Annotated in this window: 15 protein-coding genes; 8 read left to right on the top strand and 7 right to left on the bottom strand. The window is 70.2% G+C overall.

Going from position 1 to position 14,188, the window contains the following annotated elements; all coding sequences use genetic code 11:
• The first annotated feature begins 2 nt into the window (after window positions 1-2).
• Entirely contained in the window at window positions 3-1,031 is a 1,029-nt protein-coding gene (gene fbaA, locus QRO03_RS07735; RefSeq protein ID WP_285136947.1) for a class II fructose-bisphosphate aldolase, read from the top strand.
• A gap of 88 nt (window positions 1,032-1,119) precedes the next feature.
• On the opposite strand, the gene QRO03_RS07730 is transcribed toward fbaA, so the two are convergent.
• The 5 genes from QRO03_RS07730 to QRO03_RS07710 all read right to left on the bottom strand — a co-directional run bounded on the left by QRO03_RS07730 (window position 1,120) and on the right by QRO03_RS07710 (window position 4,696).
• The gene (locus tag QRO03_RS07730) at window positions 1,120-1,665 is read right to left on the bottom strand and encodes an MOSC domain-containing protein (RefSeq protein ID WP_285136946.1); all 546 of its coding nucleotides are present in this window, start codon (window positions 1,663-1,665) and stop codon (window positions 1,120-1,122) included.
• Between the two features lie 125 nt (window positions 1,666-1,790).
• A complete protein-coding gene (locus QRO03_RS07725) occupies window positions 1,791-2,492 on the bottom strand; it encodes an anti-sigma factor family protein (protein WP_285136945.1) in 702 nt (233 codons plus the stop codon).
• A complete protein-coding gene (locus QRO03_RS07720) occupies window positions 2,489-2,995 on the bottom strand; it encodes a sigma-70 family RNA polymerase sigma factor (protein ID WP_285136944.1) in 507 nt (168 codons plus the stop codon). The genes QRO03_RS07725 and QRO03_RS07720 overlap by 4 nt, the downstream gene beginning before the upstream one ends.
• A gap of 64 nt (window positions 2,996-3,059) precedes the next feature.
• Window positions 3,060-3,638: a DUF6264 family protein gene (locus QRO03_RS07715; RefSeq protein ID WP_285136943.1), complete on the bottom strand. Its 579-nt coding sequence runs from the start codon at window positions 3,636-3,638 to the stop codon at window positions 3,060-3,062.
• Complete coding sequence (locus QRO03_RS07710; RefSeq protein ID WP_183420114.1) at window positions 3,635-4,696, bottom strand: 4-hydroxy-3-methylbut-2-enyl diphosphate reductase; 1,062 nt, start codon at window positions 4,694-4,696, stop codon at window positions 3,635-3,637. The genes QRO03_RS07715 and QRO03_RS07710 overlap by 4 nt, the downstream gene beginning before the upstream one ends.
• Before the next feature lie 141 nt (window positions 4,697-4,837).
• On the opposite strand from QRO03_RS07710, the gene xseA reads away from it, so the two are divergent.
• The 7 genes from xseA to QRO03_RS07675 are packed head-to-tail and all read left to right on the top strand — an operon-like array spanning window position 4,838 to window position 11,332.
• On the top strand, window positions 4,838-6,250 hold the full coding sequence (xseA, locus tag QRO03_RS07705) for an exodeoxyribonuclease VII large subunit (protein ID WP_285136942.1): 1,413 nt from the start codon (window positions 4,838-4,840) through the stop codon (window positions 6,248-6,250).
• A gap of 10 nt (window positions 6,251-6,260) precedes the next feature.
• Window positions 6,261-6,488, top strand: coding sequence for an exodeoxyribonuclease VII small subunit (locus QRO03_RS07700; RefSeq protein WP_176776630.1), 228 nt, complete (start codon window positions 6,261-6,263; stop codon window positions 6,486-6,488).
• On the top strand, window positions 6,488-7,120 hold the full coding sequence (locus QRO03_RS07695) for a DUF4245 family protein (protein ID WP_285136941.1): 633 nt from the start codon (window positions 6,488-6,490) through the stop codon (window positions 7,118-7,120). The genes QRO03_RS07700 and QRO03_RS07695 overlap by 1 nt, the downstream gene beginning before the upstream one ends.
• Window positions 7,117-7,788: a carbonic anhydrase gene (locus QRO03_RS07690; RefSeq protein WP_502883016.1), complete on the top strand. Its 672-nt coding sequence runs from the start codon at window positions 7,117-7,119 to the stop codon at window positions 7,786-7,788. Before QRO03_RS07695 ends, QRO03_RS07690 begins: the two co-directional genes overlap by 4 nt.
• A 34-nt stretch (window positions 7,789-7,822) precedes the next feature.
• Entirely contained in the window at window positions 7,823-9,217 is a 1,395-nt protein-coding gene (locus QRO03_RS07685; protein ID WP_285136940.1) for a class II fumarate hydratase, read from the top strand.
• 46 nt (window positions 9,218-9,263) lie between these two features.
• Window positions 9,264-10,679 carry a sensor histidine kinase gene (locus QRO03_RS07680; protein WP_285136939.1) on the top strand — a complete coding sequence of 472 codons (1,416 nt, stop codon included), beginning with the start codon at window positions 9,264-9,266 and terminating at the stop codon, window positions 10,677-10,679.
• Entirely contained in the window at window positions 10,676-11,332 is a 657-nt protein-coding gene (locus QRO03_RS07675) for a response regulator transcription factor (RefSeq protein WP_285136938.1), read from the top strand. Before QRO03_RS07680 ends, QRO03_RS07675 begins: the two co-directional genes overlap by 4 nt.
• 306 nt (window positions 11,333-11,638) lie before the next feature.
• Here the strand turns inward: QRO03_RS07675 and phoH2 are convergent, their stop codons facing one another.
• Window positions 11,639-13,000 (bottom strand): RNA 5'-3' helicase PhoH2, encoded by a 1,362-nt coding sequence (gene phoH2 / locus QRO03_RS07670; protein WP_285136937.1) that lies wholly within the window; start codon window positions 12,998-13,000, stop codon window positions 11,639-11,641.
• A gap of 288 nt (window positions 13,001-13,288) precedes the next feature.
• Window positions 13,289-14,077, bottom strand: a complete 789-nt coding sequence (locus QRO03_RS07665) for an isoprenyl transferase (protein ID WP_285136936.1) — start codon at window positions 14,075-14,077, stop codon at window positions 13,289-13,291.
• Window positions 14,078-14,188: the final 111 nt, after the last annotated feature.

Genomic DNA, 14,188 nt, shown 5'->3' with positions numbered 1-14,188 from the left:
CCATGCCCGTCGCTACCCCTGAGCAGTACGCCGACATGCTCGACCGCGCCAAGGCCGGCAGCTTCGCGTACCCCGCGATCAACGTCTCGAGCTCGCAGACCATCAACTCGGTGCTCCAGGGCCTGACCGAGGCCGGCTCCGACGGCATCCTCCAGGTCACCACCGGCGGCGCCGACTACTTCGCCGGCCACACCGTCAAGGCCCGCGCCACCGGCGCCCTCGCCTTCGCCCGGTATGTGACCGAGGTCGCCAAGAACTACCCCATCACGGTGGCCCTGCACACCGACCACTGCCCCAAGGACGCCCTGCCCGGCTTCGTCCTCCCCCTCTTGGAGGCCTCCGAAGAAGAGGTCAAGGCGGGCCGCAACCCGATCTTCCAGTCGCACATGTGGGACGGCTCGGCCGTTCCCCTCGACGAGAACATCGACATCGCCGCCGATCTCCTCCCCCGCATGAAGAACATCAACGCCATCCTCGAGATCGAGGTCGGCGTCGTCGGCGGCGAAGAAGACGGCGTCCAGCACGAGGGCTCGAACGACGCCCTATACACCACGGTCGCCGACGTCACCAAGGCCGTCGAGCGCCTCGGCCTCGGCGAGAACGGCCGCTACATCTCGGCCCTCACCTTCGGCAACGTGCACGGCGTGTACAAGCCCGGTGGCGTCAAGCTCCGTCCCGAGCTGCTCGGCGAGATCCAGGAAGGCATCGCCGCGCACTTCGGCACCGGCCCCAAGCCCCTCGACCTCGTGTTCCACGGTGGCAGCGGCTCGACCGACGACGAGATCGCCCTGGCCGTCGCCAACGGCGTCGTGAAGATGAACATCGACACCGACACCCAGTACGCCTTCACGCGCTCGATCGCGGGCTACATGTTCTCGAACTACGAGGGCGTGCTGAAGCTCGACGGCGAGGTCGGCAACAAGAAGCAGTACGACCCCCGCGCCTGGGGCAAGGTCGCCGAGTCGGCGATGGCCGTGCGCGTGGTCGAGGCCACCAAGCAGCTCGGCTCGTTCGGCCACTCCCAGAGCTGATCCGCCCCGCTCCCGCGAACGCCCCGGTCGTCGACCGGGGCGTTCGTCGTTTCCGGATGCCGGGACCCCGCGGCACGACGCGCGCCCCTCAGCTCCGATACATCTCGAGCACCGTCTGCGCCCCCTCCGGCACCGACAGCACCTCGACGGCATCCCCCGCCCGAACGTCGCCGGCCCGTCGCACGCGCAGATAGGCGCCGAGGCGTCCCTCGTCGGAGAAGCGCTTCACCCACCCGCGCGCCGCGGGGCCGCCGACCCACCGCGCGAACGTCGCGCACGGGGTGCGGGGCATGGTCACCTCCACTTCGACGGTGTCGCCGATGCGCCAGATCTCGCCGATGCGTGCGCCGTTGACGTCGAGACCCTCGATGCGCAGGTTCTCCCCGAACCAGCCCGCGTCGAGGTCGCGACCGAGCTCGCCCTCCCAGAACGCGGCGTCCTCCTGGGCATAGGCGTACACCGCCTTGTCGGGACCGCCGTGGTGCTTCCGGCTCGCCTGCACATCGGCGCGGACGCCCAGCTTGCCCACGCGGACCGCGCCCTCGAGCGGGCGCTTGTCGATGGCGGTGACGCCGACCGATCCGGCATCCGGATGCAGGGTGTGGACGGCGCAGACGGCGACGAGACGGGGCATGCGTCGATGCTAGATCGTCCGCGCTGGGTCGCCTCCCGCTCGCCGCCGCACACGCGAAGCCAACCGGCCGACACGAGGCGACCGGAGAAGGCGGGAGCAGCCGCGCTCCGCCGCCCGGCCCGGACTCACGGTGTGTCGAACGTCCGCCGCATCACGACGCGGTCGCCGTCGACCGTGCGGATCTCGACCGCGTCGATGTCCGCCGTGGCGAGATCGGTGCCGGCACTCAGCTCGGTCGTGGACCCCGGGCCGGCGCGCCAGGTCGACAGCACGCTCGTCGAGCCCGCGCCGTCGGTGACCGCGAGGGCGTACGGCCAGCCGCCGGGCGGGGCGTCCAGGACCTGTCCGGTGTACTGGCACACGAGGTCGATGCGCGTTCCCCAGGGCACGGAGGTGAGCTTGACCGAGGCTTCGAGGGGTGCGCCGCCGATATCATCGAGCGCATAGACCGCCCCCGACGGCTGAACCGCTCCGCTGATCGCGATGACGCTCGGCACGGCGACGGCGAGGAGGGCGACGGATGCCGCCAGCGTCCACGCCGTGATGCGGCGCGCGCGCCGACGTCGCGCGCTTCGCACGAACCGGCCACGCAGCGACGAATCGGGCGCCGCGATCGGCACAGGGCCGGTCGACTCCCCCACGGCGCGTGCTCGCTCGACGGACAGGCGCGACAGCAACCCGGCGGTCGGCGCGAGTTCGGCGACGGACGCGCGGCATTCGGCGCACACGGCGAGGTGCGCCTCGAACTCCGCTCGATCCGGGGCGTTCAGGGCTCCGAGGACGTAGGCGCCGTCCGAAGTGGACAGGCGCTCGTGATCGGGGGTCATCGGGTCACCCCTCTCTCCTGCAGTGCGAGCCGCAGCGCGCGCACGGCGTAGTGCAGACGCGACTTCACCGTTCCGGCGGGAATGCCGAGTTCCTCAGCAGCCTGGGCGACGCTGCGTCCGCCGTAATAGGCGCTGACGATGACGGCACGGTGGTCGGGGGTGAGGGTGGCCAGGGCTTCCTCGACGAGCAGCGCGTCGAACATGGCATCCGTGTCGTCGTCACGCACCCGTTCGGGTACCTCGTCGACGGGCAGTTCGTGACGGCGCCGCGCGCTGCGCGCCTCGTCGATGACGATGTTGCGGGCGACGGTGTACATCCACGACCGCAACGAGGAGGGATCGTCGCTCATCACCCGCGGCGTGCGCCAGGCGCGCAGAAGCGTCTCCTGCACCACATCGTCGGCGCCGGCGTGATCGCCGGTCAGGCTGACGACGTAACGCCAGACGGGAACGGCGTGCGCGTCGTACAGCGCCGTCAGCTGCGCGTGCTCGTCCCGCACCACGGCATTCCCTCTCCCCGTCTCGAGAAACCTTCTCCGGAGTACACGGGATGCCGGCTCACGCGGTTCAGTTCGGGACGCTGCCGATGATGGCGGTCATGAACTGCTGGTCGCCGACCAGGGCGAGGGTGACGCAGACCCCGGCGATGAGCGCGGTGACGACGAAGCCCGCGATGGGGATCCAGAACGCGATGCGACCGCGCCGCAGCCGGCGCCAGGTGAGGAGCGCGGTGAGCAACCAGCCGATGCCGTAGACGAGCGCGGCGGCGGCGCCCCAGACGTACCCCGCCTGCAGGTTCGTGTAGGTGGCGTCGACGCCCAGCACGCCGGCGGCCGACTCGGCGTAGCGCGGGAAGTCGAGCAGCTGCACGATGGTCGACACCGTGGAGACGAGCCCGTAGGCGAGCAGACCGCCCGTGATGATGCGGTCCCAGAGCGGTCCGCGCAGAGCCCCGGGTCGAGGACCGGCCGCGGGGGCGGGCGTCGGCGTCGGTGCAGGCTGCTCGGGCTGCGGGGCCACACCGGCGTCGAGGGCCTCGGTCACCTCGGGTCGCCGGATGCGCGCGCGCTGCTCCTCGGGGGTGGCGTATTCGCCGTACTGCGGGCGCGGCCGGGCCTCGGGGTTCTCGGACGACGCGTCGCTCACGCGCTGCTCCGACCGCCGAGCGCGCGGCTGTCGCGCTGGCCGTTGGCATCCTGACGCAGCTCCTTGGGGAGCGAGAAGATGAGGTCCTCCTCGGCGGTGCGCACCTCTTCGACGTCGCGGTACCCCGCGCCGGCCAGCTCTTCGAGCACCTCGGTGACCAGCACCTCGGGAACGGAGGCGCCACTGGTCACGCCGACCGTCTGGACGCCCTCGAGCCACTCTTGCTTGACCTCGTCGACGTAGTCGACCCGGTAGGCCGCCTTCGCGCCGTATTCGAGCGCGACCTCGACGAGGCGGACGCTGTTGGAGGAGTTCGCCGAGCCCACCACGATCACGAGATCGGCGCCGACGGCGACCTTCTTGATCGCGACCTGGCGGTTCTGCGTGGCGTAGCAGATGTCGTCGGAGGGCGGGTCCTGCAGCTGGGGGAAGCGCTCGCGGAGGCGGCGGACGGTCTCCATCGTCTCGTCGACCGACAGGGTGGTCTGCGAGAGCCACACGACCTTCGACGGGTCGCGCACCTCGATCTCGTCGGCGTGCTCGGGCGAGTTCACGACCGTGACGTGCTCGGGTGCCTCACCGGCCGTGCCCTCGACCTCCTCGTGGCCCTCGTGGCCGATCAGCAGGATCTCGAAGTCGTCGCGGGCGAAGCGCACGGCCTCGCGGTGCACCTTCGTCACGAGGGGGCAGGTGGCGTCGATCGCCTGGAGTCCCCGATCGGATGCCGCGGATACGACGGCGGGCGAGACGCCGTGGGCGCTGAAGACCACGTGCGAGCCGGTGGGGACCTCGTCGACCTCCTCGACGAAGATCGCGCCCTTCTTCTCGAGCTCGGTGACGACGTGGATGTTGTGCACGATCTGCTTGCGCACGTACACCGGAGCCCCGTAGCGCTCGAGGGCCTTCTCGACGGCGATGACCGCGCGGTCGACGCCGGCGCAGTATCCACGGGGTGCGGCCAGCAGCACCTTCTTCTGTCCGACGACGGGGATATCCTGGAGCCGCCCGCGTCGACCCGGGATACGGGGAACGGGCAGGTGCACGGCAGGTGAGCTCACCCCGCGATTCTACGGGGGTGCCCCTGGACGCCGGCCGAACCTCCCCCACCGAGACCCGCATGGATACGATGAGCCCCTTCCCGTCCGAGACCCCGCCGCCTCACGCGGCCCCCGCCGACGACGCGCATCCCCGCGAGTGACATGACCTCCTTCCAGCCCGAGACCGTCGCGGGGCAGGCACCGCCCGCCGACAGCGTGCACCCTCGCGACTCCCGCACCGACGCCCCCACCTCGGTCTCCCGCCTCAACGACACGATCCGCGGCTTCATCGAGCGCTGGGGGTCGGTGTGGGTCGAGGGCGAGATCACCTCCTTCAACCGCCGCGGCGGGAACGTGTTCGGGCGCCTGAAAGACCTCGGAACCGAGTCGACCGTGGCGTTCCGCATCTGGTCGAGCACGCTGAACCGTCTGCCGAAAGACCTCAAGGTGGGCGACCACGTCGTGGCGTGCGTCAAGGCCGACTACTTCCCCCGCACCGGCGACTTCTCGTTCTCGATCTCGGCGATGCGCCACGTCGGTCTCGGCGAACAGCTCGAGCGCCTCGAGGCCCTGCGCGTGCAGTTGCGGTCGGAGGGCCTCTTCGACCCGGTCCGCAAGAAGAAGCTGCCCTTCCTCCCCCACTGCATCGGCCTCATCACGGGCGAGAACTCGGACGCCGAGAAAGACGTGCACCGCAACGCGGAGTTGCGTTGGCCGCGGGTGCGCTTCCGCACGAAGCACGCCGCCGTGCAGGGTGAGCGGTGCGTCCCCGAGACGATCGCGGCGCTGAAGGCGCTGGATGCCGACCCCGACGTCGACGTGATCGTGATCGCGCGCGGCGGCGGCGACCCGCAGACGCTGCTCGGCTTCAGCGACGAGCGGCTGCTGCGCGCGGTGGCCGCGGCATCCACTCCGGTCGTCAGCGCCATCGGGCACGAGAACGACCGCCCCCTTCTCGACGACGTCGCCGACGTCCGCGCCTCGACGCCCACCGACGCCGCCAAGCGCGTCGTCCCCGACGTCAGCGAGCAGCGGGCGCTGGTGGCGCAGCTGCGCGCACGACTGACGGGCCGCCTGACCCAGCGTGTGCTGCACGACATCGCCCAGCTCGAGCAGGTGCGCTCGCGCCCGGCGCTGCGAACGCCCCACTCGATGCTCACCGCACGGGCTCAGGAGCTGTGGATGCTGTCGAACCGCGGCCGCGACATCGTCGACCGCCGCATCGAGGGTGAGCGGCGTCGCACGAGCGAGCTCGGCGCGGGGCTCCGCGCGCTCTCCCCGCTCGCGACGCTGGCCCGCGGATACGCGATCGCACAGCTGCCCGACGGCTCCGTCCTGCGAGACGCGGCCGCTGCCCCGGCGGGGACCGTCCTGCGCGTGACGGTCGAACAGGGCAGCATCGCCGCCCGCTCCGAGGGAGCCGTCCCCGACGCCGTCGCGCACGAAGCGGCGAGCGCGGACGGGGCCGGAGACCCGCAGCCGGACGCGGCGACGCGCACCGATGCGCCCGCATCCGCGGAACGACCCCTCGACGCCGAGGCAACCGGCGACGGGGTGTCGGCGGGTCCCGCCTAGAATGGATGCCATGACCGCGACGACCCCCGGCTCCGCCGCCGACGTCGCGTCCCTCTCGTTCGAGCAGGCTCGCGACGAGCTCGTGCGCGTCGTCGCCGAGCTGGAGCAGGGCGCACCGACGCTCGAAGAATCCCTGGCCCTCTGGGAGCGCGGCGAGAAGCTGTACGCCCGCTGCGAAGAGTGGTTGCTCGGTGCGAAACGCCGGCTCGACGCCGCCCGTGGCGAGGGAGACGACTGATGGCCCGCGTCGTCGCGCACCTCGGCCGCCCCGAGACCCCTCAAGAGACGGCCGACCGCAAAGCCGAGTCGTCGCGTCGCTACCGCTCGAGCAAGACGTTCCGCAATCTGATCGCCGCCCTGCTCGTGATCATCGCCGTCGTCGTCGTCGTCATCGCGGCGGTCCCCCGGGGCGAACCGGCCCCGCGGCCCGCGCCCGACGTGCCGGCTCTGGCCGCCGACCTCGAGGCCGAGCGCGGGCGCCCCGTGCTGTCGCCCTCGCTGGGCGAGGGGTGGCGAGTGAATCAGGCCACCGTCGAGGGGGTCGGGGGAACCGAGGCGTGGACCATGGTCTACGTCCGCTCGGGCGAGTCGGGTTTCCTGCGCGTCGCTCAGGGTTTCGACGCCGATGAGGCGTGGGTCGGTCAGGTGCTCGACGGCACCCGCAGCTCCGAGACCACCGAGATCGACGGCATCACCTGGAACGTCTACCGCCCCGCCAACCCGTCGGGCACGGGCAACATCGACTACGCCCTGGCCACCGCGGCCGGCCCCGATTACGTGCTGGTCTACGGCGATGCAGCCCCCGAGACGGCGGCCTTGGCGGCCGCATCCGTCACCGCTCAGGTCGAGCAGTTGAGAGAGGTCCCGTGAGCGAGCGCATGACCCCCCGTCAGGTGTGGCAGCAGATGGTGGAGGGGAACCGGCGATTCGTCGCGGGCACCCCCGCCCACCCCCGGCAAGACGTAGAGCGTCGCACCGAACTCGCGAGCTCGCAGCACCCGACCGCGGCACTGTTCGGCTGCTCCGACTCGCGCCTGGCCGCCGAGATCATCTTCGACGAGGGGCTCGGCGACCTGTTCGTCGTGCGCAACGCCGGTCAGGTCATCTCGGATTCGGTCATCGGCAGCCTCGAGTACGCCGTGGGAGTGCTCGAGGTGCCGCTCATCGTGGTCCTCGCGCACGACGCCTGCGGCGCCGTGGGGGCCGCGATCGACAGCACCGGCCCTGACGCCCCGACCCTGCCGGCCTACATCTGGCGTCAGATCGCCCCCATCGTGCCGGCCGTGCGCCGCGTGCAGCGGGCGAGCGCGGTCGACGGGCGACTGCCCGAGCACGTGGACCCCGAGCAGGTCGGTCGCGAGCACCTGCGCCACACGGTGGCCGAGTTGCTGCGCGCCTCCGAACTCATCAGCGAAGCGGTGGCCGAGGGCCGTACCGCCGTCGTGGGCGCCAATTACCGTCTCGACGAGGGAGCCGCGTTCCCCGTCGTCATCGTGGGCGACGTGGTCGACGAGCGCGTCGAACCCGCCCGCAGCTGAGAACCACCGAACACCGACCTGGAGGAACGACGACGTGACCGACATCGAGTACCGCATCGAACACGACACCATGGGTGAAGTGCGGGTGCCCAAGGACGCCCTCTACGCCGCGCAGACGCAGCGCGCCGTCGAGAACTTCCCCATCTCCGGGTCCGGGCTCGAATCGACGCAGATCGCCGCCCTCGCGCGCATCAAGAAGGCCGCCGCCCTCGCCAACAAAGAACTCGGCACCCTCGACGGGCAGATCGCGGATGCCATCGCGCAGGCCGCCGACGAGGTCGTCACCGGCCGCCACGACGCGCAGTTCCCCGTCGACACGTACCAGACCGGCAGCGGCACCTCGTCGAACATGAACATGAACGAGGTGCTCGCGACGCTGGCGACCGGCATCCTCGGTTCGACCGTTCACCCCAACGACCACGTGAACGCCTCGCAGTCCTCGAACGACGTGTTCCCTACCTCGGTGCACATCGCCGTCACGCAGGCCCTGATCACCGACCTCATCCCTGCCCTCGAGCACCTCTCGACGGCGCTCGAGACCAAGGCCCACGCGTGGAAGGGCATCGTGAAGTCGGGTCGCACCCACCTCATGGATGCCACCCCCGTCACCCTCGGCCAGGAGTTCGGCGGATACGCCCGTCAGATGCGCCTGGGCATCGAGCGGGTGCAGGCGGTGCTCCCCCGCGTCGGCGAGGTGCCCCTCGGCGGCACCGCGGTCGGTACCGGCATCAACACCCCCCTGGGCTTCCCGCAGAAGGTCATCGAGCTGCTCGCGGCCGAGACCGAGCTGCCGATCACCGAGGCGAAGGACCACTTCGAGGCCCAGGCCAACCGCGACGGACTCGTCGAGGCGTCCGGCGCGCTCCGCACCATCGCGGTCTCGCTCACCAAGATCAACAACGACATCCGCTGGATGGGCTCGGGACCGAACACGGGTCTCGGCGAGCTGCACATCCCCGACCTGCAGCCCGGATCCTCGATCATGCCCGGCAAGGTCAACCCGGTCGTCCCCGAAGCGACCCTGATGGTCTGCGCGCGCGTCATCGGCAACGACGCGACCGTCGCCTGGGCCGGCGCCTCGGGCTCGTTCGAGCTCAACGTCGCCATCCCCGTCATGGGCACGGCGCTGCTGGAGTCCATCCGCCTGCTCTCCAACGCCATGCGGGTACTCGCCGACAAGACCATCGACGGCCTCGAAGCCAACGTGGCCCGCGCCGAGGCCTTCGCCGGCATGTCGCCCTCGATCGTCACGCCCCTGAACAAGGTCATCGGCTACGAGGCAGCCGCCAAGATCGCCAAGCACTCCGTCGCGAAGGGCATCACCGTGCGCGAGGCCGTCGTCGACCTCGGCTACGTCGAACGCGGCGAGATCACCGAAGAGGTGCTCGACGCCAAGCTCGATCTTCTGTCGATGACCCACCCCGGCTGAGCACCCCACGCACGTCCACGACGCCGAGGCGCGCCATAATCGGAAGATGAGCCCTGCGACGAGACCCGTCTCGACGCGCGGGAGGCTTCTCGGTGCGATCCTCGGCGTCGTGCTGCTCGGCATGATCCTCGCGGGCGGCGTCACCTTCCTCGTGCAGAGCGATCGCGTGATCGCCAACGCCCAGCGTCAGCTCGACGGGTTCGTCGCCACGGTGTCCGTGAGCGGCCAGGATGCCGCCGACCTCGTGCGGGCGGCCATCCCGGGCCGCACCGACGGCACGATCGCCCTCTCCGACGGTCAGGTTCTCGCAGCGACGCCCTCGCCCCCCGGCCTGCGCGTGGCCGACGAGGCCGAGCTGGTGGCATCCCTCGCACAGCTGGTGGCGGAGGGGCGTCTCACGGGCCGCCTCGACAGCGATCAGGGCCCCCTGCTGTACGCCGCCGTTCCGACGCGCGGCGGCACCGTCGTGCAGGTCATCTCGGTCGACCAGCGGATGGAACTCGTCACACTCTCGACCCTCACCTACGGCATCACGGCGTTGGCGGTGCTGATCCTCATCGGCGTCGCGGGGTACTTCGTCACCGGCCGCCTGTTCTCGCCGCTGCGGCGCCTGCGCGCCACGGCCGACGCGATCACGATCGACGACCTGGGCACCCGGCTGCGCGCCCGCGGCAACGACGAGATCTCCGATCTCACCACCTCGGTCAACTCCATGCTCGACCGTCTCGCGATGTCCGTCGACGCGCAACGCCAGCTGCTCGACGACGTGCGGCACGAGCTGAAGACACCCATCACCATCGTGCGCGGCCACCTCGAGATGATGGACCCCGCCGACCCGCACGACGTCGCCGAGACGCGCGACCTCGGCATCGCCGAACTGGACCGCCTCTCGCGCCTCGTCGACGATATCGACGCCCTCGCCGACATCGAAACCGGTTCGCTCTCGGACGCCGTCATCGACGTCGGCGCGCTCACCGACCGCGTCGCCGAACTCGCCGGTGCGATCGCGGGCCACACCTGGAGCGTCGAGCGGCGTGCCCGCGCGCGTATCCGCGGCGATGCGGACCGTCTGGTGCAGGCCTGGCTCCAGCTGGCCGACAACGCCGCGAAATACACCCCCGAGGGCAGTCCCATCGAGATCGGCAGCTCCGTCGACGACGGCACCGCCCACCTGTGGGTGCGCGATCACGGCGCCGGCATCCCTCCGGCCGCCCGCCATCGCGTGTTCCGCCGCTTCGATCGATTGTCCACCCGTCGGGGTGTCGAAGGTTCGGGCCTCGGTCTCTCGATCGTGGATGCCATCGCGAAGGCCCACGACGGACACTGCGCCGTCGTCGACACCCCCGGCGGCGGCGCCACGGTCGTCCTCCACATCCCCGTCGCCGGTGCGCAGTCGCCGGCCGAACTCCCCACGCCCGTCCGCGCGGGAGACGTCGTCATGCAGAGAGAGGCCACCGGATGACCCGCATCCTCATCGCGGAAGACGAGGAGCGCATCTCCTCCTTCGTGGCGAAGGGGCTGGAGTCCGCGGGCTACCAGACGGTGATCGTCGACGACGGTGCGGAGGCGCTCGACACGGCGCTCGCCGGCGAGGTGGATCTGGTGCTGCTCGACGTGGGCCTGCCCTCGCTCGACGGTTTCGAGGTGCTGCGGAGCATCCGCGGCCAGGGATCGACGATCCCGGTGATCATGCTCACCGCGCGCACGAGTACGCGCGACACCGTCGACGGGCTCGACGCCGGAGCCAACGACTACGTCGCGAAACCCTTCAAGTTCGACGAACTGCTGGCACGCGTGCGCTCGCGCCTGCGCGAGCCGGTCACGGCAGGTCCGATGACGATCGGCCACGGCGACGTCTCACTCGACATCCTCGCCCGTCGCGCGACGGTAGCCGGCCGCGAGATCGATCTGAGCGCCCGTGAGTTCGCGCTGGCCGAGGAGTTCCTGCGACACGCGGGGCAGGTGCTCAGCCGCGAGCAACTGCTCAGCCGCGTCTGGGGGATGGACTTCGACCCGTCGTCCAACGTCGTCGACGTCTACGTGCGGTATCTGCGCGCGAAGGTCGGGTCGGGCCATATCGTCACGGTGCGAGGGGCCGGCTACCGCTGGGAGTGAGTCAGACGCCGCCCGAGACCCCGAAAACCCCCGGCGGGGGGCACCGGGGGTTTCTGGAGAGACGCGTCCGGTGGTCTTCCGGCTCACCCGAAGAGCGGTGACCTGCGCGTGACGTGTTCTCTTGTTTCCATGGGGGAACCGCCGAAGCGGTGACGAGGTTTCCCTCGTCGACGTTGTCTACTCTGACGGGTTTTCGTGAGAGACCGGGGAGTCGAAGATGAGAAAATTCTCATCTGATCCCCCCGCCACTCCCCGACGAGAAGGGCCGGGATGCCACGGCATCCCGGCCCTCCACGTCGTCAGGTCTTACGACAGCTCCCCGGCCTCCAGCAGCTCGGTCACCAGCGCCGCGATGGCGGAGCGCTCCGACCGTGTGAGGGTGACGTGGCCGAACAGACCGTGGCCCTTGAGCGTCTCGATGACCGACGCGACGCCGTCGTGACGACCGACCCGCAGGTTGTCGCGCTGACCGACGTCGTGGGTCAGCACCACGCGGGAGTTCTGGCCGATGCGGCTGAGGACGGTCAGCAGCACGTTGCGTTCGAGCGACTGCGCCTCGTCGACGATGACGAAGGCATCGTGCAGCGACCGACCGCGGATGTGCGTCAGCGGAAGCACCTCGAGCATGCCCCGCGCGAGCACCTCCTCGAGCACGTTGCCCGAGACGACCGAACCGAGCGTGTCGAAGACCGCCTGGCCCCACGGGCCCATCTTCTCGGCCTGGCCGCCCGGGAGGTAGCCGAGCTCCTGTCCACCGACGGCGAAGAGGGGGCGGAACACGATGATCTTCTTCTGCTGCTGGCGCTCGAGCACGGCCTCCAGTGCCGCGCACAGAGCGAGGGCGGACTTGCCGGTTCCGGCTCGCCCACCGAGCGAGACGATCCCCACCTCCGGGTCGAGCAGCAGGTCGAGCGCGATCCGCTGCTCGGCCGACCGGCCGTGCAGGCCGAACGCCTCGCGGTCGCCGCGGACGAGACGGTACTCGCCCTTGCCGGTGACGCGGCCCAGGGCCGAACCCCGCTCGGAGTGGATGACGAGACCGGTGTTGACCGGCATGCCCCGCACCACGTCGCTCACGGCGACCTCGGTCTCGTACAGGTCGGCGAGGTCGTCACCCGACACGTCGATGGTGGCGATGCCCGTCCACCCGGAGTCCATCGCCTGCTCGGCGAGGTACTCCTCGGTGTTCAGGCCGAGGGATGCCGCCTTGACGCGCATCGGCAGATCCTTCGACACGACGGTCACCTCGGCGCCGTCCTTGGCGATGTTCATCGCGACGGCGAGGATGCGGCTGTCGTTGCCGCCCGTACGCATGCCCGAGGGCAGGACGCTGGGGTCGGTGTTGTTCAGTTCGACGCGGAGGGAGCCGTTGTCGCCGACGGCGACCGGGAAGTCCAGGCGGCCGTGCTCGATGCGGAGCTCGTCGAGGTGCCGCAGAGCCTGGCGGGCGAAGTACCCGATCTCGGGGTCGTGACGTTTGCCTTCGAGTTCCATGATCACGACGACGGGGATCACCACCGCGTTCTCGGCGAAGCGGAAGAACGCCCGCGGGTCGCTCAGAAGGACGGAGGTGTCCAGGACATACGTGCGGAGCGCCTGATCGGCACCCGCTTCGGACTCAGTGCTCTCGACGACGTGACGCTGGTCGTACGGTGCTCGTGTAGCCACAACCCACTCCCGACCCGGGTGCTGCACCCGGTTGTCACGAGTCGACCTGTGGGTCACGAGTCGCAATCCGAAGGCCGACTCGATCGGACTCCGTGTCCGATGTCCTCACCGTACGATGCTCCGAGAGCGGTGAGGGTCGTTAACACGCCGCGAATATGACGAGTTCGTGAACACCTTGTTCGCGCGGTCGATCGCACGAAAGTAGTTCGGGGCGTGCCGCTCGTGCCGCCCATGCGAATGGCAGACCCTTCGACCGGCTTCGGGCCCGAGCTCGCCCGATCGCGCGGGCTACTGCCCGAATCGGCGATCGCGCGCCGCGAAGTCGCGGATGGCGCGCAGGAAGTCGACCTCGCGCAGATCCGGCCCGAGGGCCTCGACGAAATAGAACTCCGAATGCGCGGACTGCCAGAGGAGGAAGTCGCTGAGGCGTTGCTCCCCGGAGGTGCGGATGACCAGGTCCGGATCGGCCTGACCGCCCGTGTACAGGTGCTCGCCGATCTGCTCGGGAGTGAGGCTCGCGGCGAGCTCCTCCAACGACCCACCCGACTCGTCGTGCTTGGCGATGATGGAGCGCACGGCATCCACGATCTCGCTGCGCCCCCCGTACCCGACCGCGAGGTTCACGTGCAGGCCCTTATGGCCGCGCGTGCGCTCGGTGACCTCGTGGAGCACCTCGGCGAGCTCGGGCGGCAGTCCGTGTGCGCGCCCCACGTGCTTCACCCGCCAGTTCGGCTCGTGCGACAGCTCGCGGGCGAGTTCGGCGATGATCTCGAGCAGGTCCTTCAGTTCTTTGCTCTCGCGTTTGACGAGGTTGTCGTTCGACAGCAGATAGAGCGACACGACCTCGATGCCGAGGTCGTCGCACCACCGTAGGAACTCGTGCATCTTCGCGGCGCCGGCACGATGCCCGTGGGCGGCGCTGTCGTAACCGAGCTGGCGCGCCCAGCGCCGGTTGCCGTCGATCATCATCGCGACGTGGTGCGGCACGGTCGCCGGCATGCGGCGGCGGAGACGCGAGATGTACAGACGATAGAGGGGGCCTCGCCCCTCGTTCTTCCACACGCGCGCCACCCGCATACGCTACCGCGTCCGACGCTCGCCACACGCGGGTTCGTCGGTGTGGCCGCCGGGGCGACGGGTGAACACCGGCGCCATGTTCCCCCCGGAGCATGGGAGCGGACGTAGTGT

This window comes from Microbacterium sp. lyk4-40-TSB-66 (genome assembly GCF_030209475.1).
GTDB lineage: Bacteria > Actinomycetota > Actinomycetes > Actinomycetales > Microbacteriaceae > Microbacterium.
This window is presented reverse-complemented; position numbering and strand designations above follow the sequence as displayed.